Raw genomic sequence first — 22,665 nt, 5'->3', positions numbered from 1 at the left:
GGGCTTATCTAACGGGACTGTCCACTGGATTTAGTCGAAATCGACTTCAGCGCTTTGGGCGATACCGGCGTCATTGCCGGCCCATAACTGCGCCTTGCCAGGTTCAAGCAAGCGGCCGCCCACGCTGAACGGTTGCGGGGCAATCAACGGGCGCACGCCGCGATAGGCGAAACGGCGCAGACGCGCCTCGGGGTTGGCCCGGCAGAACGCACGCAAGCTCAAGGTGGCGATCATCGGACCGTGCACCACCAGGCCGGAATAGCCTTCGGTGCCGGTGACGTAGGGGTAGTCGTAATGAATACGGTGGCCGTTGAAGGTCACGGCGGAATAGCGGAACAGCAACGTCGAGGTCGGCACGACAGTCTCACTCCAGTCGCCCCCGGGGACGGCTTCGCCGCTGCTTTGCTTCGGCGGGTTGGGCTCGCGGTAAACGATGTCCTGTTCTTCGCGAATCGCCAATCGCCCGTCCTGGGAATAATCGTGGCGCACGGTGACGAACAACAACGCGCCAGTACGGCCGTGCTTTTCTTCGATGTGGGTGATGGTCGACAGCCTATGGGCGTCGGCGCCGACCCGCAGCGGTTCGAAGAACTCGATACGACCGCCCGCCCACATGCGATTGCGGTTATCGGCCGGTGGCAGAAAGCCGCCGCGTGCTGGATGACCGTCAGTGCCCAGCAGGGACTCTGCCAGCGGATCCTGAAAGAAGCACCACGCCCACAGTGGAGGTAGAGCATCGCCATCGGCGGGAATATCTTCACCGAAGGTGGCAGCAATACGTTTGATCAAATTGCGACTCAGGTGATCCTGGGCTTCTTCGGTGCGACCGATCCACGCAGTGAAATCGGTGCTGCTAGCTGAAACGCTCATGCGGGTTACCCCTGGGCAGTTGTTGTTATGCCGGGATAATGCAAGGCGCTGGGCATTCTGAGAATTTGCATTTTCGTAAGCCAGCGTTCATAAATGCTGAACGCTAATAAAAATGGGAGACGATGATGCACTTCGATCTGGCTGACCTGCGCCTGTTCATCCACATTGGCGAATCGCCGAGCCTGACCCAGGGTGCGCGGCGGGCGTTTCTGTCACCGGCGGCGGCCAGCGCCCGGATCAAGGCGCTGGAAAGCCAATTCGATACTCGCCTGCTGTACCGTGACAGCCGTGGTGTAGAGCTGACACCCGCCGGTCACCGCCTGCTCAAGCATGCGCGACTGGTGATGCGTCAGGTGGATTACCTGAAATCCGAGTTCACCCGCTACGGCACCGATTCCGCCGGGCACATCCGCATCTTCGCCAACACCACAGCAGTGACCGAGTTTCTGCCGGAAGTGCTGGCAGGTTTTCTGGCGAAAAGACCGGGGGTAACCGTCGACCTGCAGGAGCGCCTGTCACGGGACATCGTGCGCGGCGTGCTTGATGGCACCACCGACATGGGCATCATTGCCGGTCCGGTGGAAGCCGCTGGCTTACAGGTGATGCACTTCAGCACCGACCGTCTGGTGCTGGCCGTCCCCGTAGGGCATGCGCTGGCCAGCCCGAAACCGGTCACCCTTAAACAGACCCTGGCCTTCCAGCATATAGGCCTGCACGAAGGCAGCACGCTCCTGAGTTTCCTGCGTGATCATGTCGAGCGACTGGGGCAAAACCTGTCGCTGCGGATTCAGGTGTCCAGCTTCGAGGCCATCTGCCGCATGGTCGAAGCTGGCGTGGGCATTGGCATTATTCCCGAGTCCGCCGCTGCCCGGCACAGCCGCACCATGCAACTGGCGATTGTCGAACTCGACGAACCCTGGGCGATTCGCGAACGCAGTATTCTGGTCCGCGAACTGGACGCCTTGCCAGGCACGGTGCGCGCGCTGATCGCAACCTTGATGCCGGATGCGCCCGAAGTGACAACCGACGACGCGGTACCGGCGCTCGGCTAAGCCCCCGCCGCCGTGAGTTCGAAACAAAAAATCGCGCCTTTTCCGGGCGCCGACAGCAGACGAATCTGAGCGTCGTGCAATTGCAAAATGCGCCGCACGATCAGCAGGCCGAGCCCTCCCGAGCGCCGGTCGCCCGCCTGACTGAAAGGCCGGCGGAACAGGTTTTCCAGCAGTCGCGCAGGAATACCCGGCCCGGTATCGCTGACCGTGACAATTACTTTGCCCGCCTCATGCTTGAGCGCCACCTCAATGGTCCCGCCCGACGGGGTATGCCGGATCGCGTTGTCGATCAGGTTAGTCAGTACCCGCTCGATCATGCCCAGGTCGGCCGACACCATGGACGACGAGCGCGGTAATACCGCCACCAGCCGCGACTGTCTGGCTTCGGCCATCAATTCGAATTTCTGAAAGACGTCCTGAATCAAGTCGGAGAGCGAAAAATCTTCGACCACCAGTTGCACAGCGCCATGCTCCAGCCGGGCCAGCTCGAACAACGCCTGCGCCAGTTGACGTACGTTATCGCTCTGACTCAGGGCCGCAGCGAGATAGCGCTGCCGCTCGGCCTCGCTCAGCGTTGCGCCCTTGAACGAGAGGGTTTCCAGATAGCCATGCAACGACGCCAGCGGCGTGCGCAAGTCATGGGAAATATTCGCCACCAGTTCGCGTCGGTCTTGATCCAGCTGCGTCAGGGTGCGCCATTGCTCGGCAATCCGAGCAGCCATCTGGCTAAAACTGGCCTCAAGCACGGCTATTTCATCGCGTCGACTGGCGCCATCTTCTGCGGTTACCGGCAACGCGACCGGTTCCGCCTGGGTATCGAAGTGGCGCATAGTGTCGGTCAGTCGGCGCAGTGGCCGGGTAATCATCCGAAATGCCATCAGCCCCGCCACAAGCCCCAGCAGTGCAACCAGCGCCATCGACCATAACGTCGTGCGCAACACCGAACTGGCAGCCACCTGAGCAGAAATGAGGTCATGCGCCTCGCCCATCAATACCACGTAGAGGTAGCCCAAATCCTGGCTCCCATCGTGCAGCGCGGCGACGCTGAAAACCTTTTGGCCGTCGACACTGCGCGGATCATCGCCGAGGATTGGCAGTGGCTGCCCGTCTAGCAAGCGGTGCAGAGGATTGAGGTCGACGCGGTCGCGCTTCAGGTGCCCGGCTGGCGCATCGTCACCCGTGATACGGCCCGCGCTGTCCAGCAAATAGACTTCGACGCTGGGATTGACGTTCATTAGCTTGCTGAACAGCCTGCGGATGTCCTCAACCTTGAGAGTCCCGGGACCAATCATGTTGTTGTCGCGGGCGATACTGTCAGCCAAGCCACGCGACAAGCCTTGCACCACTTCCTTTTCATGCAGGTCGTTGGCCCGGATCTGCAACCACGCCGACGCCCCACAACAGGCCAACAGCAAGATCGCGAACGCCACGGACAGGCGTTGTAATAGCGTCAGGTTCATTCAGGAGGCCTCACGCGGTCCGGCGAAAAGCGATAACCCAGGCCCCAAACGGTCAGGATGCGGCTGGGTTCCGCCGGATCAACCTCGACTTTTGCGCGCAGACGATTGATGTGGGTGTTGACGGTATGTTCATAGCCATCGTGCTTGTAGCCCCACACCTGATTGAGTAAGTCCATGCGTGAAAATACCTTTCCAGGATTTTTCACAAAGAAATACAACAGGTCGAATTCACGCGGCGTGAGTTCGAGGTATTTACCATCGACCTCGGCCTGACGCGTCACGGGATCGAGCGACAGCCCGTTGAGCTCAATCTTGCCAGCGACGGTTCTCATGTTTTTTTCCAGGGCGTCCACCCTGCGCAACAGCGCCTTGACCCTTGCCGCCAGTTCCAGCATCGAAAAGGGTTTGGCCAGATAATCGTCAGCGCCCAGTTCGAGCCCAAGCACCCGATGCATCTCGCTGGAGCGGGCACTGGTGATAATGATTGGCGTATAGCGAGCCATGGCACGGGCTTGCCGGCAGATTTCCAGACCGTCCACGCCCGGCAGCATCAAATCCAGGATCAGGGCATCCCAGCCGCCCTGCTCAAGCTGCGCCAGCCCGGCATTGCCATCGGCGCAATGCGTCACTGCGTAGCCCTCGTCCTGCAAATGCAGGCGCAACAAGCCTGCGAGCTGCAGATCATCTTCGACAATCAATACACGTTTGGGCGTATCCATTATCAGCCTTCTGGAATGGGTGACGCCGACGCGCGGGGGACGCGACGGGAAAGCCATTGTGCAAGATTCCATCGAATCCATTTATCACAATTAATTTAACTTTGCGTGAGGACTTGGTGACTGCCCGCGAAAAACAATGACACAACGCCCACTCCTTCCAAGTGAACCCTATGCAATCCAGACGATGGTTTCTTTTTTGCGGCACGGCTGGCGTCGCCTTGGCGGCGACAGGACTCCTCGACTGGCGCGCCCTGGCCGCGACGTCGGGCGGAATGGCCAATACCGGTGAAGTCTTCGAGGTGTCGCACACCGAGGCCGAGTGGCGCGCGCTACTGACGGCGAATCAATTCAAGGTACTGCGCCACAGTGCAACCGAACGGCCGGGCAGCAGCCCGCTCAACAACGAACACCGGACCGGCCGTTTTGCCTGTGCAGGGTGCCAGCTTGAGTTGTTTTCTTCCCGCACCAAATTCGACAGTCACACCGGCTGGCCAAGCTTTTATGCCCCGCTCGAACATGCCGTCGCAGAAACACGCGACATGGCGCTTGGCATGGTCCGCACCGAAGTGCATTGCCGTCGTTGCGGCGGCCATCTTGGCCATGTGTTCGATGACGGCCCCGAACCGACCGGGCTGCGCTACTGCATGAACGGCGTGGCCATGACATTCAAGCCAGGTTCGGCATGAGCCATGACTCAGCCCACAGCGACTAAACAGGATTCAGCCCAATGCTATTAATCATCTTGTCGTATCTAGGGGGCGTGCTGACCATTCTCAGCCCCTGCATTCTGCCGGTGCTGCCCTTCGTCTTCGCCCGCTCAGGCGAGCCGTTCCGGCGCAGTGGCCTACCACTATTGTGCGGCATGGCGTTGACGTTCGCGGCGGTCGCGACCCTGGCAGCTGTCGGCGGTGGATGGGTGGTGCAGGCCAACCAATATGGTCGCTGGCTGGCAGTCGCGCTGATGGCATTCTTCAGCTTGACCCTGTTGATGCCCCATTTGACCGAGCGTTTGACACGCCCGCTGGTCTCGGCAGGAGACCGTCTTTCCCAATCGGCACAAACAGCGGGCGGCCCACCCAGCATCAAGTCATCGTTTTTGCTCGGGGTTGCCACCGGTCTGTTATGGGCACCTTGTGCCGGTCCCATCCTCGGCCTAGTACTCACCGGCGCGGCGCTGCATGGCGCCAGCGTTGGCACAACCCTGTTGCTGCTGGCCTATGCTGCCGGGGCTGCGACCTCCCTCGCCTTTGCCTTGCTGATTGGCGGCAAACTGTTTACAGCCATGAAACGCTCATTGGGTGCAGGCGAATGGCTGCGTCGAGGCCTGGGTATCGCCATGCTAATCGGCGTCGTCGCTATCGCTACGGGGCTGGACACAGGGCTGCTGAGCAACGTATCCAGCGTGGCGACAGCCGGACTCGAGCAAAAGCTGCTCAATACCCTGTCGCCGGTTGCACCGAGTGACAGCAGTCCGAGCGGCGCCACGATGAACGTGAGTCTTAAGGACGTCGCCGACTCAGCCCTGAAACTGCCAGTAGAAGGCTCGTTGCCCGACCTCTCCGGCGCAGTTACATGGCTGAACTCTGCCCCGCTCACCGCCGCAGAGCTGAAGGGCAAAGTCGTGGTCATCGACTTCTGGACGTATTCCTGCATCAACTGCCTGCGCAGCCTGCCTTACGTTAACGCATGGGCAAAGAAATACCATGATCAGGGTTTGGTGGTGATCGGCGTGCACGCGCCCGAGTTTGCCTTTGAACGAGACGTCGACAACGTGCGCAAGGCGGTGCGTGATCTGGGCATACATTACCCGGTTGCCCTCGACAACGACTACGCGATCTGGCGTGATTTCAACAATCAGTATTGGCCCGCGCATTACTTTATCGACGCTCAAGGAAACATTCGTTACCACCATTTTGGCGAGGGTGATTACGCGCAGTCAGAGCACGTTATCCAACAATTACTGGCAGAAGCAGGTCATAAAAATGTTGCCAGTGACATGGTCACCGCGGCCGATGCTCAAGGCGTCCAGATGGCCGCAGATGATGCGGAGGTAAGCTCTCCTGAAACCTACCTGGGTTACGCGCGGGCGCAGAACTTCACATCCGGGGGCGATGAGGTAGCCGACAAGGCGCAGACCTATGCCGCTCCGGCGCAACTGAATCTGAACCAATGGGGCCTGGCGGGTAAATGGACCGCCGAGCCCGAGCAGGTCAGGCTCGAACATGCCCCCGGCCGTATCATCTATCGTTTTCATGCGCGGGACCTGCATCTGGTTCTCGGGCCTGGGCCCGACGGCAAACCTGTGCGCTTTCGGGTCAGCATCGACGGCGCAGCACCCGGTGAGGATCACGGCACTGACAGTGCGCCCAATGGTGACGGCACGGTGACCGAACAGCGCCTTTATAAACTGATACGCCAGACCGGCCCCATTATCGATCACACCTTTGCCATTGAGTTCATGGACCCCGGCGTGCAGGCCTACGCATTTACATTCGGTTGATCACGTGGTTCTGCCTTCGCAGCGTGCGATTTTCTCAATGATGAACGTGAGGATGAAAGAAATGAGTACTTCTACAGTGGGCGAAAAGAAATCGGCTTCGTGGTTGCCGTTGAAACTGGCTGGCATCAGCTTGATCACGGCGCTACTAGGCCTGTCGCAATCAGCGTGTTCAGCCGAAAAAGCCGTTGCCATCGCCCCACCCGCTCTGGATGAACCTGTCGGCACCGCCCACCACGAAGTAGCCGTAATCGCTGGCGGATGTTTTTGGGGGGTTCAAGGCGTATTCCAGCACGTACGCGGCGTCGAGAACGCAGTGTCCGGCTACGCGGGCGGCGCCGCCAACACGGCAGAATATGGACAGGTCAGTTCCGGCAATACCGGGCATGCGGAGTCGGTACAGATCACCTACGACCCGACAACAATCACTTATGGACGCTTGCTGCAGGTATTTTTCTCGGTGGCCCACAACCCAACCGAATTGAACAGACAAGACCCTGATAGCGGCACCCAATACCGGTCAGCGATTTTCCCGCAGAACCCGCTGCAGGAAAAAATCGCCAAGGCCTACATCATCCAGCTTGATGCATCCAAAGCGTTCAACGCACCGATCGTCACCCGAATTGAAACCAACAAAAGCTTCTACCCGGCCGAGGAATACCATCAGAACTACCTGACCCTGCACCCGAGCAGTCCCTACATCGCCATCAATGACCTGCCGAAAGTAGAGAATCTCAAGCAGATGGAGCCGACCCTCTACAGGGCCGATCCAGTACTCGTTGGCATAGCAAAGTAAACGTGTAGCTCGTGAAACCGAGGGCTGGCGACCTGACCCTAGATCCACACATCATTCTGCGCCGTCCTGTCGCCACCCTCGGCCCCGGTATTGAGCACGCCTGTTGGCTCGATCAACATCAGTTTCACTTCATGTTCGGCGTAGGGTTTGTGCTCGACACCCTTGCGTACGACATATAGCTCGCCTGCCGACAGCCGCACCACTCCATCGCGGAAATCGATACGCAACTGGCCTTCAAGGACGATGAACGTCTCATCGGTATCGACATGAGAATGCCAGACAAAATCACCCTGGATTTTCACCACCTTGAATTGGTAATCGTTCATCTGCGCAACGACTTTGGGTGTCCAGTGTTCACTGAACAGACTGAGTTTTTCAGCAAGATTGATGGCTTTATACGGGGTCTGGCTAGAGGATTCCGTGTGCATGGCGACGCTTCCCATGGTCAATGAACCCTAAGCTTAAGAGCGCCAGGTTGGCCTCGTCTTGTATGATCGTGCAGCGTTGAGCGTAGTGCGCTGCCCGCTATCGAGCGCCGAGCATCTTCAACCAGCGCCCCGGCGAAATGCCGTAGGTTCTGACAAAATGCCGAGTCATATGGCTTTGATCAGAGAACCCGGCTAGCGCTGCTGCATCAGTCAGCGAATAGCCCTGAGTCATCATGCGCCGAACCTGATCGAGACGGCGCAGGGTCAGGTAACGGTAGGGACTGGTGCCGAACAGTGCACGAAAATCTCGTGACAGGCGCCAGCGATCCCGGCCGCTAACAGCCTCCAATTCACTGAGGGTGACGGTGTGCTGCCATGAAGCCAGAAGAAATTCACGCGCCTTTTGCGCGGCCGGGTAATCCACGATTTGCCTGACCGCGTGCACGCCCGACGCGACCTGCAGCGCCGTGGCCAGGTCGAACAAGGCATCGTCCATTTCCAGCGGATCAATCGCGCAGTCCATGTCCTGAAGCAAAACCTGAGTCGCCGCAAAAAGACCCGGATCGCCGCTGATCCCGCCCTTGATAAACGGCAACGGTTTGCCTCCCAGCACCTGCTGCAAGTGTGCCGGTTCAACATAAAACATGCGGTAGTGGAAACCGTCCTCGGTACCGGCGTGCCCGTCATGGGGTTCATCGGGATGCAACACCATCGTCCGGCCAGGCAAGCTGTGCTGCAACTTTTTGCCATAATTGAAGCTTTGCACACCGGACAAGGTCCGGCCTATAGCGTAGGTATCGTGCCGATGCATCTCATAACCATGGCCGTGAAAAAATGCTTCAATCCGCTCCAGCTTTGGCGATTGTGTGGCGCGCAGCACCCAGTCTTTTCCAGGCGCGGTGGATGAATCGCCGATTGTGTGTTTACCCATGGTGAAGACTCGGATAGAAGGCACGAATGGCACTACTGATAACACGTTTCTCGATTTACGTTGAAAAGAGCTGTACGCCAACCCAAAACAGGTTAAGCCTGCGCACTAAGGCCAACCTGTCGACTGACGACCCACAACGCAAAGAGCTGCCATGCCGACGTTATATTTTTCGCGCATCAAAGCCCACTGGTTGAGGCTGCTATGCATGACGTTGGTGATCCTCGGCATGCCGTTAAGTTGCTCGGTGCTAAAGCACGAAGAGCGCTCTCTGCTGTTCCAGATCGAGCCCGGCACCGCCAGTTGGTATCACGGTTTGCCAGCCGACGTTGAAGAACTGGAACTCAAGGCGCCCGGTTTTGGCGACTCGCAAAACATTCATGCCTGGTGGTGGCCAGCGGCTAAAGCCGGCGCGCCCGCCGTGCTGTATCTGCACGGAACACGGTGGAACCTGACGGGCCAGTTTTTCCGCATCGAACAACTGCATGCCATGGGTTTTTCTGTGCTGGCTATCGATTACCGCGGCTTCGGTCAGAGCCTGGGGCCACTGCCGTCAGAGGTCTCGGTGTACGAAGATGCACGTATCGCCTGGGCGCGCCTGAAAGTCTTGCAACCCGACGCCACAAAACGGCTTTTATACGGCCATTCACTGGGCGGTGCCGTGGCGATTGATCTGGCCGCTGAACTCGGTCGCGATGCTGAAAGCGACGGCGGTAAAAAGCAGGCGCGGGGGCTGATCATCGAATCCACTTTCACCACCCTCGCTGACGTGGCGACGGCTGTCGCCAACACGTCGTTGCCGGTGCGCTGGTTGTTGTCGCAAAAGTTCGATTCCATCGACAAAATCGCTGAGATCCACATGCCGGTACTGATCGTGCACGGCATGGATGACCCTTATGTGCCATCACGCTTCAGTGAAGCGCTGTATCAGGCCGCGCAGGAACCCAAACGCTTGTTACTGGTCCCTGGCGGCACGCACAACAACAGCATGAGCCTGGGCCGTGATGCCTACAGCCAGGCGATTCAAACGCTATTGAAGTCCGGTAACGCCGCGACCCCGCTAGAGAAACCCATTGCATTCAAACAGAGCACCGCTGCCGGGTGATTTAAAACATCACATCAATACATACAACAGCACGATATTGACCACCAGCATCGCCAGCGCTGTGGGGATCTGCGCCTTGATGACCGCGTACTTGTCCGGTAACTCCAGCAACGCCGCAGGGACGATGTTGTAGTTGGCGGCCATGGGCGTCATCAGTGTTCCGCAGTAACCGGAGAACATGCCAATGGCCGCCATCACCGCAGGGTTGGCGCCGTACATGCCGACCAGAATGGGCACACCAATACCACCCGTCATCACTGGAAAGGCGGCGAAACCGTTGCCCATGACCACAGTGAACAGGGCCATGCCCAGCACGTAGACCATCACCGCTACCAAGCGAAAGTCGAGGTTGATGTAGGCCGTGGCCAAGTGCGCCACCGCCTTGCCAACGCCAGCGTCATTGAATAACAACCCAAGCATGGCAAGCATTTGTGGCAGTACCAGAGCCCAACCCAGCGCTTCTGTCAGACGGCGTGACTCACGCATTGCCTGCACCGGAGTGTCGCGGGTCAGCCAGCACGCCAACACCAGCGCGATCAAGCAACCGATGCCCAGCGAGACAAAAGTGCTGTTGGCCGGATCAAGCAAAGCCACGTCGCCGAATTTGACGTTTTTCAGAAACACCGCGCCGATCACAGTCACCAGCGGAATCGCCAGCGCCGGGATGAACAATTTGTTGCCCAAACGCCCGGCGCTTGCCCGACGAGCCTTGTCGGGCAGGTCATGATGTTTGCCCATACCAACCCCGCCGCACCCGGCGATGGCAGCCATCGCTAGCACGCCGACGCCAACCAGCGCGGGCGGCAGTTGCTCGCCCACTAAAAACGCGATGCTGAACAGGCCCCAAAATAAACCCGTGCTCCAACGCTTCGGATTACTTTTATCGGTGAGCGTCATGACCGTGGTGATCGCCAGAATCACCCCGGCCAGCCAGTACAGGTATTGAATGGAAATGATCATTGTGCGACCTCCTTCATCACCAGATTGGCGTGCAGCTCACGACCTAACCGGCGATCAAAGCGATGCAGCCGTATGGCATGAATCACGAACGCGCAAAATGCCGTTGGCATCCCCCAAAACGCGATGTGCATCGGATCGACATCGATCCCTGACCCCAGCAAAAAGGTGTGCATCAAGGCAATAGCGCCAAAGGCGACGAATATGTCTTCGCCGAAAAACAGCCCGACGTTGTCCGTTGCCGCGCATAGTGCCAACAATCGAAAGCGCACTGCCTCCGGCAACTTACCGAAACGCGCCTCGGCAGCGCCTTCAGCCATGGGCGCCAATAGCGGGCGGACCATCTGCGGATGCCCACCCAGGCTGGTCAGACCTACCGCAGCGGTGGTTTCACGGACAAACAGGTAAGCGATCAGCAGACGTCCGACCGTGGCACTCTGGAAGCGCGCAATCCAGTTTTGCGCGTGCAGACGCAGGCCATGGCGCTCAAGCAAGCCGATGACCGCCAGCGGCAACAGGATGATCAGCGGCAAGGTACGGGTTTTAATAAACCCGTTACCGATAGTCGCGAGAATAGTGTCCAGCGGCATGCTCGCGGCAAAGCCGGTAGCCACGGCCGCAAGAGCGACCACCAGCATCGGATTGAAGCGCAGCACAAAGCCAATGACGATGACCAGCACCCCTAGGAGCGGCCAGAGATTGATAGCGGTTTGCATAATAAGGATCTCGTTCCGTTGTGTTGTTATTCATGGAGTCCTATTTCATTCTTCAGCAATCTTTCGGTACGCCGAGAACGGCGTCCAACGAGAAAAAACCGCTATGCCTCATAAGAATTTCTGTAGAGGTTGTGGCATACAACCTGCAATTTCCAAAAGCATGCGCGCTATGGCTACAGGGCACCGTTCACCTTATTTGTGCGGCATGCGAAACCGCGACACCTTAAACAGCAAGGAATCAACTCAGTGAATCTCAAATTTCTGGAAACCTTCGTCTGGGTCGCCCGCCTGAAAAGCTTCAGGCTCACGGCAGAGAAACTGTTCAGCACCCAGGCGTCTATTTCCAGCCGCATCGCCGCGCTGGAGGATGAAATGGGTGTGCGCCTGTTCGTTCGTGACTCCAAGGGGGTTTCGCTGACCACCGAAGGTTTGCGCGTGCTGGAGTACGCAGAACACATCATGGACACGATGCAGAGCATGAAAGACGCGATCAAGGACCCGCGACAGGTACGCGGCCGGATTCGTATCGGGGCGATGGATACGGTGATACACACCTGGCTCAGCCCTTTGGTAACACGCCTGATGAAGTGTTACCCGGCGCTGGAGATCGAACTGACCGCCGACACTGCCAGTAACCTGTGCGTGCAACTGGAAAAGGGTTATCAGGACATTATTTTCCAGACCGACGTGCTGCGTTTCGACTCGGTGCGCAACACGGTACTGGCCCGCTACCCGATGCATTGGGTGGTGCCGACCGGCTCGGCCTATGACCGGCCTTACGCCTCGCTCGAAGAGCTGTCGCTGGAGCGTATCGTGACCTTTTCGCGGAACTCTCGCCCGCACCAGGACATCCTGAACATGCTGCACACGGCCAACATCGTGACGCAGCGCATCAATTGCGTGAACTCGGCCTCCGCCATCACCCGCCTGGTGCGCGACGGCTTCGGCATCGGTGCATTGCCGGCAGCGCTGGTACGCGGAGAACTGACGCAGGGCGTCCTGACCCTGATCCATGACGTACCCTTGCCGCCGGCCATGGACATCGTCGCCAGTTGGCGTACCGGCGCAGGCATGGAGCTGGTTGAAGACATCGTCAGCCTGACCCAGGAAGTCGTTGGCGAATTCGCAGCGCAGATGCCCTCGGAAGCTCCGCACTATGTATTGATCTGTGATCTGCTGGCGTCTTCGTTGCCAACGGCACCAAGGCCCTGAACCTTAGGGGTTCATACTTTCAAGATACGTCCACTCAGCGAAACACCCAACAGCAACACGGCGACAATCAGAAAGGCCAGACTCAGGCTGCTGGCGTGGGCGATGAAGCCAATGAGCGCTGGACCGGCAAGGATCCCGGCATACCCCAAGGTGGTGATCGCCGGGACGGCCACGTTTTCTGGCATGACCTTTTGTCGGCCGACGGCACTGTAGAGCACTGGAATAATGTTGGAACAACCGGCACCGACCAGCGCGTAACCGAGCAGCGCTGCTTCCCAAGTGGGAATCAGTGTGGACAGTGCCAACCCCAGCGCTGCGCACAGGCCACCCAGAATAATGACGCGATTGGCCCCGACTCGACGAACGATGGCATCACCAAAAAAACGGCCGAGGGTCATGGTCAGCGCGAACACCGCATAGCCCAGCCCGGCATAAGACGGATCGACATTGCGCAAGGAACTGAGGAACACCGCACTCCAATCGAGCATCGCGCCTTCGGTGAGAAATACGGTAAAGCACAACAAACCGATAAACAGCACCACGCCGTGGGGCACGGCAAACGCCGGGCCATCGCTTTCACTGCCATAGGTAAGGAAATGCGGAGAGGCCCTGAACAAGGCGATGACCATAAAGGCAACCACCACCCACATCGCGATCAACGGCGAAGCGCCCGCACTGAGCAAGCCGCTGACCCCACCAGCACCGATGATCCCTCCCAGACTGAACAAGCCATGAAAGCCCGACATCATGGTCTTGCCGCTGGCCCGCTCGACGATGATCGCCTGAATGTTCACCGTGCAGTCCAGCGCGCCCATGCTGGCGCCAAACACGAACAGCGTCGCCACCAGCAACGACAGGCTGGAGACCGACGCCAGCAAGGGCAGACACAGACAGATCAATACGCTGGAGACGATCAAGACACTGCGACAACCGAACCGCGCCGCTAGCGCCCCTGCCAGCGGCATGGCGATGATCGAGCCGACACCCAAACACAGGAGCAACAACCCAAGAGTCCCGTCATTCAGCCCGACACGCGCCTTGGCATAGGGCACCAACGGCGCCCACGCTGCGATGCCGAACCCGGCGATAAAAAAACCGATACGCGTGGAAAACTGTTCCATTCGGCCCGGGATAACCGGTGCCGCGGTGCTGATGGCCGTCATGGGGCGTCCTTCGATAACCCCGGGCAGGTTCAACCGGGCAATCGCAGCAGCCTAACAAAGCTCGCGGCCTAACCAAATGTTTCGTTCCGGATTCACAGGAACACTGAACGGAGTCCATCCTGTCCTGCCATGAAGGATCAGCTAGACTGTGCGCCGCTTCTCTCAAGGTTGAAACCAGAGAGCCCTTCACAAACAAGCTCCCTATAAAAGCTTGAAGCTGCGCGAGGATATTGTGTCAAAAGGCGTTGTACTGTCGGTTATGGCCTCTGTCCTGTTCGGGGTCATGTATTTCTATACTTCGCTGCTGACACCTCTGAGCGGTGAAGAGATCTTCGGTTGGCGCATGCTGCTCACCGTGCCCTGCGTAACGCTGTTCATGATGATCAGTGGTGATTGGCCGCTGGTTTGCCAAATCGGTCGACGCCTGCGACAAAAACCGGCTCTGCTGATTGGCATGCTGCTGTCTTCGACGCTGCTTGGGGCGCAGCTCCTGCTCTTCATGTGGGCACCGCTGCACGGCCGTAGCCTGGAAGTGTCACTGGGGTATTTTCTCTTGCCGCTGACGATGATCGTCACCGGCCGAATTGCCTACGGCGAGCACCTGTCACGCTTGCAAAAAATAGCCGCCTTTTGTGCTCTGGTCGGGGTCGCTAATGAGTTATATCGAGTCGGCAGTTTCTCTTGGGAAACCCTGTTGGTGGCCCTCGGTTATCCGGTATATTTCGTGCTACGGCGCCGGTTGGGCAACGATAACCTCGGCGGTCTGTGGTTCGACATGGCCCTGCTGCTGCCCATCGCGACCTGGTTCATCCTCAACGGTGACCCCAGCGTCGTCGCTGAACACCCACGGCTGTACCTGTTGATTCCGCTGTTGGGCATGATCAGCGCCTCGGCATTGGTCAGCTATATCCTCGCGAGTCGCCTGCTGGCCTTCAGCCTGTTCGGCCTGCTCAGTTATGTCGAACCCGTGCTTCTGGTCGGCGTTGCCTTGCTGCTGGGAGAAAGCATCGGCCGCGATGAATGGCTGACGTACCTGCCGATCTGGGTGGCCGTGCTGGTATTGGTGTTTGAAGGCAGCAAACACTTGCTGGCCCATCGCCGCAGAAACGCCGCGTGAGGTGTCACTGCCGAAGCCCATCAGCACTCCGACAGCGACGTCCGGATCAGAACAGCTTGATGGTATAGCTCAGGATCAACCGATTTTCGTCGATGTCAGTGCGGTAGTTTGAGCGCGCTGTCGCGTTGCGAATGCGCACGCCCACATCCCTGAAGGGACCGCTCTGGATCACGTAGCCAATGTCCAGATCACGCTCCCAATCCTTGCCTTCGAAGCCCCGCCCGGTATTGACGTTATCGCCCTTGAGGTAGCGCGCGCCAACCACCAGACCCGGCAGGCCAATGGCGGCGAAGTTGTATTCGTCGCGCAGTTGCCAGGAGCGCTCTTTGGGAGCCGCGAACTCATAGGTCGGTACTTCGTTACCCAGCGGCGAGATGTTGTCGCCGATCCGCAGGAAGCCGTCTTTGCCGTTGATCGCCTGATAGCCAACGTAAAAAGTATTCCCCCCGTGGGCGGCGGACATCAGTGAGTAAAACGCGCGGTTGTCGAGGCTGCCTGCTTTGCTCTGGCCGTCATCCTGAGCGTCGTAAAAGCCCAGATTCGCCCCCAGTTTCCAGCTACCGAACGGCTCGATGTGTTTGAGGTTGTAGAAGCGTTGCTGGTAGATATCCTTGAGCTGCGCCTGCCAGATGCCGACCGTGGTGCGCTTGTCGTTGAAGGTGTAATCAGCACCCGCGTAGTTGAAACGATTGGAGGTGATATTTGCGATACGCCGTGGGTTGATCGGGTCATTGATCAACGCGTACATCGGTTGGTCATTACTGGAGTCGCGCAAGTTGGTAGAGCGCAATTGACCCGCATTGAGGGTCAAACCTTCAATATCAGTGGAGACCACGCTGGCGCCCTGATAGGTCGGCGGCAACAAGCGGATATCGCTGAACGCCAGCACGGGCAGATTGGGTTGCAGTTCACCCACGCGCAGTTCGGTCTTGCCCACTTTCATTTTCAGTGCCCCGGCCAGAGAGCCATACTCGTCGGCGGAACTGCCGTCGGTATGCAAGGGCAGTAAACCGGTCTTGACCCGATCTGGACTGCTGTCGAGTTTGATCCCCAGTAAACCGAGGGCATCCACCCCGAAACCTACGGGCCCTTCGGTATAGCCGGACTTTATGTTGAGAATGAAACCCTGCGCCCATTCCTCAGCCTTGGACTGTTTGTTAGGACCAACGATGCCCGAATAGTCGCGGCTGAAGTAGTAGTTACGCGCCTGCAAGGTTGCCGTCGAATCCTTGAAGAACGCACTTTCGTCTGCACGCGCCACTTCGCAAAAACTACCGGCCACCGCCGCTGACACCATCATTCCGATGACGCTTGCACTGTTTTTCATAGGGTCACTCTTGTTTTTATTAGGTCAAACGATCCCTATACCGTGGCGTGGGTTTTAAAAACCGCGACAGTCAGTCAGAGATCGATGGATTGATGCGAGTAACGGACGCTCCCGATCCGTACCTTTTTTACCTTGCTACCTTGCTTGTACCGAGGCCGCTAGCGCCCCCGTTTTTTTCACTCTCCCAAAGGTCAGCAGCAGGTGCGCCAAGAGCCCGAAGATCAAGCCCCAGAACGCCGCCGAAAGCCCCAGTAATGACATGCCTGATGCCGTGACCAGGAAGGTAATCAGTGCTGCTTCGCGATCTTTGGGTTCGGCCATGGACCCGGCTAATGCGCCAGCGATAGCGGCAAACAACGCCAGCCCGGCCAGTGCCGCGATCAGTTCCTTGGGGAAGGCGCTGAAGATCGACACCAGGGTCGCACCGAAGATGCCCAGCAGCAGGTAGAACACCCCGCCCATCACCCCGGCGACATAGCGTTTGCTCTTGTCTTCATGAGACTCGCGTCCCGTGCAGATGGCCGCGGTGATCGCTGCCAGGTTCAGCCCGTGGCAACCGAATGGCGCCAACAACAACGTGCCCAGCGCCGAGCTGGCAATGATCGGGCTGGCAGGCGTGTGGTAACCGTCGTTGCGCAATACGGCGATGCCCGGCACGAACTGCCCGGTCAACGCCACCATCACCAGTGGCAAGGCGATATTGAGCAACGCATGCCAACTGAACTCAGGACTGATCCACAGCGGTTTCGCCACATCGATCACCAGCGCAGAGCTGTTCAACTCCCCGGCCGACACAGCGATCACGCAGCCCACAACCAGCACCGCCAACACCGCGTAACGTGGTTTCATACGCCTGAACAGTAGATAGGTGACAAACATCGCCAACACCATGAACGGCTTGTCCTTCATCGACACAAACAGCTGGGTGCCGAAACTGAACAGAATCCCCGCCAACATCGCGGCCGAAATCGCCGCAGGCAGTTTGCCAACGATGCGGTCAAACGCGCCGGACACACCCACCAGCAGAATGATCAGGCTGGAGACGATATACGCCCCCACCGCCTCATTCAGACTGATGCCCGGCAACAGCGCCACCAACAACGCCGAGCCGGGCGCCGACCAGGCGATCACCACCGGAACCCTGAAGCGCAAGCTCAAGTAAATGCCCAACACACCGCTGCCGATGGAAATCGCCCAAACCCAGGACGACAGCACATCGGCAGGCAGACCTGCGCTTTTCGCCGCCTGGAAGATGATTACCAATGGCCCTGCATAGGAAATGATCGTCGCGATAAAACCGGCGACGGCAGCGGACAGGGAGAAGTCTTTGATCAGTGTTTTCATGGTTTCCGTTGCTCGATAAAAAGTGATGGCTCGGGCAATACGCAGCTCCAGCACACGATCAGGACCGAACCTGGACCTCAACCGGCGCGACTACCGGCGATACCTTGCGCCGATAGACGAAGCACATCGCCAGCGCTGCCACGGCGCCCGGCACAGCGAAAGCCATGAAGTTGTAGTGCAACGGAAGACCTATACCGAACAGTGCGCCGCCTAGAATCGGGCCGACGATGGCACCGCTGCGCCCCACGCCCGAAGCCCAACCCAATCCGGTGGAGCGGATCGCCAGCGCGTAGAACTGCGCACCCATGGCGTACAGCAAAATCTGCGAACCGATAGTGGTCGCACCGGCAATCGCGATCAGGCTGTAGAGCATCCACCCCGGACTGTTGAACCCCAACAGGCTGATGGACACCGAGGCGATGGCGAAGAACACCACCAACACGCGCTGCAGGTTGAATTTGTCGCCCAGCCAACCGCCGCCGACCGCGCCGAATATCGCGCCGAAGTTCAGTACCAGCAAAAACATCAGGCTTGAGCCCAGGCCATAACCGGCGCTGGTCATCAGCTTCGGCAACCAGGAGTTGAGCGCGTAAACCATCAACAGACAGCAGAAAAAGGCGACCCACAGCATCAGCGTGCTGATGGCCCGTCCTTCGCGAAACAGTTGCAACACCGGGGCGCCGTCAGCCTTTATCGCAGCCATCTGATACTGATCATCGGGCTGGGCCGTGTAACCCGGCTCAATGCGTTGCAGCACGTGGACGACCTGCTGCCTGCGTCCCTCGCGGACCATGAAGCCCACCGATTCCGGCAAAAACCAGAGAATCAACGGCAATAGCAGCAGCGGGATCGCAGCGACGAAAAACACCGACTGCCAACCAAAACGCGGCAACAACACGATGCCCAGACCAGCGGACAACATGCCGCCCACCGAGTAGCCGCTGAACATGATCGCCACCAGCGTGCTACGGATTTTTTTCGGTGCGTATTCGCTCATCAATGCCACGACATTGGGCATGACTCCGCCGATGCCAAGGCCAGCAATAAAGCGGCAGATGCCAAATTCGGTGGGGTTAGTGACAAAGCCGTTAAGGACGGTGAAACCGCTGAACAGCGTGACGCAGATGGCGATGACTTTCTTGCGTCCGATCTTGTCCGAAAGCGGACCAAAGAACAGCGCACCGAACATCATGCCGAACAGCGCATAGCTTCCCAGCGCACCAGCTTGCAAGGGTGTCAGCCCCCACTCGACCATCAACACCGGCAATACCACGCCGTAGATCACCAGATCGTAACCGTCGAAAATAATGATCAAGGCGCACCAGAACAGCACCAACCAATGAAAGCGATTGAACCTGGCCTCGTCGACCAGGGTGTGGACGTCTATTTTTCGCATGGCGGGACTCTTTTATTGTTTTTATCAAGGCCTGCCAAGGTTAGAAATCCAGCGGTCTGCGCAATATCCGTTTAGTGCAGACCTCTATCCGTTTCGTGCTGAACGGTTGAGTCATGCACGATATGGATAGCAATAGGGCGATCAGATGGTGCACCGATCATAAGGGGGCGAACCGCTCCAGCTGCATTTCCTGAAGGCGACTCAGGGTGCGGCGGAAGGCAAAGGCCAGATAACCCTCGGTGTACAACTGCTCAAGCGGCACCTGCGCTTCGACATACAGCGGCACGCGACGGTCATAGCATTCGTCGACCAGCGCGATGAAGCGCCGCACACCGTCGTCATGCACCGACAGCTGCGGCAGCTCCCGGTCACCGGCGGCGACCTGCACCGCCGCGTCTTCGGTCCCTCGGGCAATTTTTCCTTCGCGCTGTTTGGCGCTCAGCGCAGGCACGTCGCTGATCAGAATGACCGAGAATCGATCACACAATTCAATGAAATCCATCGCTGCCAGCGGCTGTTCACAGACGTCGGCGTAACGGCACCACAGCACCTTCTCGCTGTGCTGCACCACATTCACGCTACGAAGGCCAAACGCGACCGGCTCGCTCGACATGGCATGGCCCGCGCTCAGGCGTTTGAACACGTCACCCAGAACGCTCGGCTGATCCGGCTGGCTGAGCCAATAACGCTGATGCAATTGCCCCGGATGCAGGCGGTGATCTTCACCACCGTCGACGCTCACCACCGTCATTTCACGGTTGATCGCGTCGATGGCCGGAACCAACCGTTGACGGTTGAAGCCATCGGCATACAACTGCTCCGGCGGTTGATTGGAGGTGGACACCAGTACCACACCTTCCTCGAACATCACCTGCAGCAAGCCACCCAGAATGATCGCGTCGCCGATGTCACTGACAAACAGTTCATCGAAGCACAGCACCCGCACTTCCTGACTTAGCTCGCGGGCCAAGGCTCTCAATGGATTGGCCGTGCCAGTCAGCTGGAACAGCCGAATATGCACCCAACGCATGAAGTGATGGAAATGCTGGCGTCGGGCCGGCACTTTCAAGCTCTCGTAAAAGCGGTCCATCAACCAGGTCTTGCCTCGTCCTACCGGGCCCCACAGGTAAACACCCTTGATTGGCGATTGGTGCTTACTCTCATGCAGCGCCACGTAGCATTCCTGTAACAACCGAACGGCCTTCAATTGCGCCGCATCAGGCTTGAATCCTTGCTCATCAATGGCCTGTTGATAGGCCTCCAGTGGGGACACGACATTCATCAAGAAAAATTACCGTCCAATTATTAAATTCCCGAATCGCCTTCTCAGGTCTTCGACTGACCTTTTCGCGCCCGTCATATTTGCATAAAACGCAACGCTCGCCTCGCTCTTGGTATCCCGATATTCCGCATTCGTGAGTGCCCGCCTCATCAGGCCCGACTTATCCCTGTGAGAATTTCAGCAGTCGACAGCACCGTCGCATACTCGTCATGCAGGTTGCTCAACGACATCGCGTGCACCTCCTGTGCCGCATGCGGAGCGCCAAAGAAGTCGGTCTGATCAAACGTAAAACAAGCATCGTGAGGCACCAGCACCTCGAACCCCAGGACGCTGGTCCGCCCGGTCGACACCGACATGAACCCGGCCGAAGGTGACTTTGCGGACTCACTGATCCACCTGATCGCAGTAGGTCGCCACGGTAAAGCCGAAGAAATCGCCGGCTTCCTGGCCTACCTGGCAGGCCAGGAGGCCGGTTACACCACTGGCGCAAGCCTGTCCATCGACGGCGGCTTCGGCGCCTGATTCCTGCTTAAGGACAGCCACGGACTTCGAACAGATGACAGGGCCGAGTCGTATCTGTACTCATCACCACGTCGATGACAGCGTAATTTGCTTAAGCACATGAAAATTCTGAAAAAAACTTTTGCCTTCGTCAAAGGTTTCGACTACATTAGCGCGCCTCGACAGACTGAATGGTTTGACGAGATACGGTGAGGTGTCCGAGAGGCTTAAGGAGCACGCCTGGAAAGTGTGTATACAAGAAATTGTATCGAGGGTTCGAATCCCTCCCTCACCGCCATATTAGAAATACGCTAAAGCCCTGATTTTCCTAGAGAAAATCGGGGCTTTTTCGTTTATGCCTGTTTATTCAGGCAATTTTTAGGGCGAAAAGGACGACTTTAAGCCTGGATTAGGCCGCTTTAGGCTCACCCTTCCCCGGCGTCCTGCCGATCTAACACAATACCTTCTTTATTTACCCACCCCATCAAACGCCTGCTCGCACGTCACACCCCGTGCATGGCTTTGGTCAGCATATCCTGCCAGATCGGCCGCTCGCCGATCAGCGCGCTTGAACATGTCGGCGAGCAAAGGAGCGGTTCAACCTGGGGTCTTCCCCGACCGCACTCGCTCATTTCAAATTGTTACCGGACGCCCCAGCCTGGGCTAAAACCCTGCCTCGGTAACAACCGCAAGCGCATTTCAAAAACCTTCGATAAGTTTTATACCATCTCAAAAACGTTGATCTAGACAGCCTCCAGCTATTTTTAGAACTTTCTTGAACACCCAATCAACGAGTTGGCCGTTCGATTGCATAGGCTTGTACGTACAAGTAAGCATGTGTTCAGACGCGTAAGCGCCAGAAGGGCCGACACACAGGTTTGCTTAAAGCCCTTGCTCGGGGATTCGGTTCGGAAATTTCTACGTTCATAGCGTCATACGCGTTCCCGCAACAGTACTTATGCGTCACAAGCGCTCATATTGATTTTAGGAAATGAATAATGAAAAAAGCATTGCTGACCCTTTCTGCACTGGCTTTATGCATCGCCGCCGGTTCTGCGCTGGCCAAGGAGTACAAGGAATTGCGCTTCGGCGTCGATCCTTCTTATGCGCCTTTCGAGTCCAAAGCAGCTGATGGCAGCCTGGTGGGCTTTGATATCGATCTGGGCAATGCGATCTGCGCCGAACTGAAGGTCAAGTGCAAATGGGTCGAAAGCGATTTCGACGGCATGATTCCGGGCCTGAAAGCCAACAAATTCGACGGCGTTATCTCGTCGATGACCGTAACAGATGCGCGGATGAAGGTTATCGACTTCTCGGAGGAACTGTTCTCTGGCCCGACTGCACTGGTGTTCAAGAAAGGCGCGGGCGTAACGGCCGACCCTGCAACCCTCAAAGGCAAGAAGGTTGGCTATGAGCAAGGCACCATTCAGGAAGCCTACGCCAAGGCTGTATTGGACAAGGCGGGTGTAACAACCCAGGCCTATGCGAACCAGGACCAGGTTTATGCTGACCTGACGTCTGGCCGTCTCGATGCTGCCGTGCAAGACATGCTGCAGGCGGAACTGGGCTTTTTGAAATCGCCAGCCGGTGCTGGTTTCGAAGTCAGCAAACCCATCAACGATCCACTGCTGCCAGCAAAAACCGCAATCGGCATCTCGAAAGGTAACAAAGACCTCAAGACACTGCTGGATAAAGGTATCAAGGCATTACACGATGATGGCAAATATGCCGAGATCCAGAAAAAACACTTTGGCGACATGAATCTTTACAGCGGCAAATAATGCCCCGGCGCCCA

General features: G+C 57.9%; 21 protein-coding genes, 1 tRNA gene and 2 pseudogenes. 10 read left to right on the top strand and 14 right to left on the bottom strand.

All coding sequences use genetic code 11. The features are described from left to right. Window positions 1–30: 30 nt before the first annotated feature. Window positions 31–870 (bottom strand): FAS1-like dehydratase domain-containing protein, encoded by an 840-nt coding sequence (locus tag RGU44_RS03675; protein WP_322179703.1) that lies wholly within the window; start codon window positions 868–870, stop codon window positions 31–33. Between the two features lie 125 nt (window positions 871–995). Between RGU44_RS03675 and RGU44_RS03670 the strand changes: the two genes are divergently transcribed. Next, the gene (locus tag RGU44_RS03670; RefSeq protein ID WP_322179704.1) at window positions 996–1,922 is read left to right on the top strand and encodes a LysR family transcriptional regulator; all 927 of its coding nucleotides are present in this window, start codon (window positions 996–998) and stop codon (window positions 1,920–1,922) included. Here the strand turns inward: RGU44_RS03670 and RGU44_RS03665 are convergent. Beyond that, window positions 1,919–3,382 (bottom strand): HAMP domain-containing sensor histidine kinase, encoded by a 1,464-nt coding sequence (locus tag RGU44_RS03665; RefSeq protein ID WP_322215680.1) that lies wholly within the window; start codon window positions 3,380–3,382, stop codon window positions 1,919–1,921. The two genes, RGU44_RS03670 and RGU44_RS03665, sit on opposite strands and share 4 nt — an antisense overlap. Continuing rightward, window positions 3,379–4,101, bottom strand: a complete 723-nt coding sequence (locus tag RGU44_RS03660) for a response regulator transcription factor (RefSeq protein ID WP_322179706.1) — start codon at window positions 4,099–4,101, stop codon at window positions 3,379–3,381. Before RGU44_RS03660 ends, RGU44_RS03665 begins: the two co-directional genes overlap by 4 nt. A gap of 170 nt (window positions 4,102–4,271) precedes the next feature. Between RGU44_RS03660 and msrB the strand changes: the two genes are divergently transcribed. The 3 genes from msrB to msrA all read left to right on the top strand — a co-directional run bounded on the left by msrB (window position 4,272) and on the right by msrA (window position 7,394). Further along, entirely contained in the window at window positions 4,272–4,787 is a 516-nt protein-coding gene (gene msrB / locus RGU44_RS03655) for a peptide-methionine (R)-S-oxide reductase MsrB (protein WP_322179708.1), read from the top strand. A 41-nt stretch (window positions 4,788–4,828) separates the two neighbouring features. Further along, window positions 4,829–6,601, top strand: a complete 1,773-nt coding sequence (locus RGU44_RS03650; RefSeq protein ID WP_322215678.1) for a cytochrome c biogenesis protein DipZ — start codon at window positions 4,829–4,831, stop codon at window positions 6,599–6,601. Between the two features lie 61 nt (window positions 6,602–6,662). Next, a complete protein-coding gene (msrA, locus tag RGU44_RS03645) occupies window positions 6,663–7,394 on the top strand; it encodes a peptide-methionine (S)-S-oxide reductase MsrA (protein WP_322215674.1) in 732 nt (243 codons plus the stop codon). A gap of 38 nt (window positions 7,395–7,432) precedes the next feature. Here the strand turns inward: msrA and RGU44_RS03640 are convergent, their stop codons facing one another. After that, window positions 7,433–7,822: a cupin domain-containing protein gene (locus RGU44_RS03640; protein WP_322179714.1), complete on the bottom strand. Its 390-nt coding sequence runs from the start codon at window positions 7,820–7,822 to the stop codon at window positions 7,433–7,435. A 97-nt stretch (window positions 7,823–7,919) separates the two neighbouring features. Next, the gene (locus RGU44_RS03635; protein WP_322179716.1) at window positions 7,920–8,753 is read right to left on the bottom strand and encodes an AraC family transcriptional regulator; all 834 of its coding nucleotides are present in this window, start codon (window positions 8,751–8,753) and stop codon (window positions 7,920–7,922) included. Between the two features lie 151 nt (window positions 8,754–8,904). Here RGU44_RS03635 and RGU44_RS03630 point away from each other — a divergent pair, with 151 nt between their 5' ends. Next, window positions 8,905–9,855 carry an alpha/beta hydrolase gene (locus tag RGU44_RS03630; protein WP_407074667.1) on the top strand — a complete coding sequence of 317 codons (951 nt, stop codon included), beginning with the start codon at window positions 8,905–8,907 and terminating at the stop codon, window positions 9,853–9,855. 9 nt (window positions 9,856–9,864) lie between these two features. Here the strand turns inward: RGU44_RS03630 and RGU44_RS03625 are convergent, their stop codons facing one another. Together RGU44_RS03625 and RGU44_RS03620 are read right to left on the bottom strand one after the other, a co-directional pair. Then, the gene (locus RGU44_RS03625; RefSeq protein WP_322179718.1) at window positions 9,865–10,815 is read right to left on the bottom strand and encodes a DUF979 domain-containing protein; all 951 of its coding nucleotides are present in this window, start codon (window positions 10,813–10,815) and stop codon (window positions 9,865–9,867) included. Next, window positions 10,812–11,528 carry a DUF969 domain-containing protein gene (locus tag RGU44_RS03620; protein ID WP_322179720.1) on the bottom strand — a complete coding sequence of 239 codons (717 nt, stop codon included), beginning with the start codon at window positions 11,526–11,528 and terminating at the stop codon, window positions 10,812–10,814. Before RGU44_RS03620 ends, RGU44_RS03625 begins: the two co-directional genes overlap by 4 nt. 246 nt (window positions 11,529–11,774) lie before the next feature. On the opposite strand from RGU44_RS03620, the gene RGU44_RS03615 reads away from it, so the two are divergent. After that, the gene (locus tag RGU44_RS03615; protein ID WP_322179722.1) at window positions 11,775–12,740 is read left to right on the top strand and encodes a LysR family transcriptional regulator; all 966 of its coding nucleotides are present in this window, start codon (window positions 11,775–11,777) and stop codon (window positions 12,738–12,740) included. Window positions 12,741–12,751: 11 nt separating this feature from the next. Here RGU44_RS03615 and RGU44_RS03610 read toward each other — a convergent pair whose 3' ends face one another. Next, on the bottom strand, window positions 12,752–13,903 hold the full coding sequence (locus tag RGU44_RS03610; protein ID WP_322215671.1) for an MFS transporter: 1,152 nt from the start codon (window positions 13,901–13,903) through the stop codon (window positions 12,752–12,754). Window positions 13,904–14,135: 232 nt separating this feature from the next. Here RGU44_RS03610 and rarD point away from each other — a divergent pair, with 232 nt between their 5' ends. After that, window positions 14,136–15,020: an EamA family transporter RarD gene (gene rarD / locus RGU44_RS03605; RefSeq protein ID WP_322179726.1), complete on the top strand. Its 885-nt coding sequence runs from the start codon at window positions 14,136–14,138 to the stop codon at window positions 15,018–15,020. Between the two features lie 46 nt (window positions 15,021–15,066). On the opposite strand, the gene RGU44_RS03600 is transcribed toward rarD, so the two are convergent. The 5 genes and pseudogenes from RGU44_RS03600 to RGU44_RS03580 all read right to left on the bottom strand — a co-directional run. Further along, window positions 15,067–16,347, bottom strand: a complete 1,281-nt coding sequence (locus tag RGU44_RS03600; protein ID WP_416194614.1) for an OprD family porin — start codon at window positions 16,345–16,347, stop codon at window positions 15,067–15,069. A 135-nt stretch (window positions 16,348–16,482) separates the two neighbouring features. Then, a complete protein-coding gene (locus tag RGU44_RS03595) occupies window positions 16,483–17,691 on the bottom strand; it encodes a benzoate/H(+) symporter BenE family transporter (RefSeq protein WP_322179731.1) in 1,209 nt (402 codons plus the stop codon). Between the two features lie 58 nt (window positions 17,692–17,749). Continuing rightward, window positions 17,750–19,087 carry an aromatic acid/H+ symport family MFS transporter gene (locus tag RGU44_RS03590; RefSeq protein ID WP_322179734.1) on the bottom strand — a complete coding sequence of 446 codons (1,338 nt, stop codon included), beginning with the start codon at window positions 19,085–19,087 and terminating at the stop codon, window positions 17,750–17,752. A gap of 157 nt (window positions 19,088–19,244) precedes the next feature. Then, a complete protein-coding gene (gene zapE, locus RGU44_RS03585; protein WP_322215668.1) occupies window positions 19,245–20,369 on the bottom strand; it encodes a cell division protein ZapE in 1,125 nt (374 codons plus the stop codon). Between the two features lie 149 nt (window positions 20,370–20,518). After that, window positions 20,519–20,695, bottom strand: a pseudogene (locus RGU44_RS03580) (cysteine hydrolase); the annotation flags it as partial. 13 nt (window positions 20,696–20,708) lie between these two features. On the opposite strand from RGU44_RS03580, the pseudogene RGU44_RS03575 reads away from it, so the two are divergent. Together RGU44_RS03575 and RGU44_RS03570 are read left to right on the top strand one after the other, a co-directional pair. Next, window positions 20,709–20,891: pseudogene (locus RGU44_RS03575) on the top strand (SDR family oxidoreductase); the annotation flags it as partial. Window positions 20,892–21,078: 187 nt separating this feature from the next. Next, window positions 21,079–21,168 (top strand) — tRNA-Ser (locus tag RGU44_RS03570). Window positions 21,169–21,338: 170 nt separating this feature from the next. Here RGU44_RS03570 and RGU44_RS03565 read toward each other — a convergent pair. After that, window positions 21,339–21,458: a DUF2514 family protein gene (locus RGU44_RS03565; RefSeq protein WP_322215665.1), complete on the bottom strand. Its 120-nt coding sequence runs from the start codon at window positions 21,456–21,458 to the stop codon at window positions 21,339–21,341. Window positions 21,459–21,868: 410 nt separating this feature from the next. On the opposite strand from RGU44_RS03565, the gene RGU44_RS03560 reads away from it, so the two are divergent. Beyond that, on the top strand, window positions 21,869–22,651 hold the full coding sequence (locus RGU44_RS03560) for a transporter substrate-binding domain-containing protein (RefSeq protein ID WP_322179745.1): 783 nt from the start codon (window positions 21,869–21,871) through the stop codon (window positions 22,649–22,651). The last annotated feature ends 14 nt before the right edge of the window (window positions 22,652–22,665 follow it).

The sequence above is a fragment of the Pseudomonas sp. 5C2 genome (assembly GCF_034314155.1).
GTDB lineage: Bacteria > Pseudomonadota > Gammaproteobacteria > Pseudomonadales > Pseudomonadaceae > Aquipseudomonas.
This window is presented reverse-complemented; position numbering and strand designations above follow the sequence as displayed.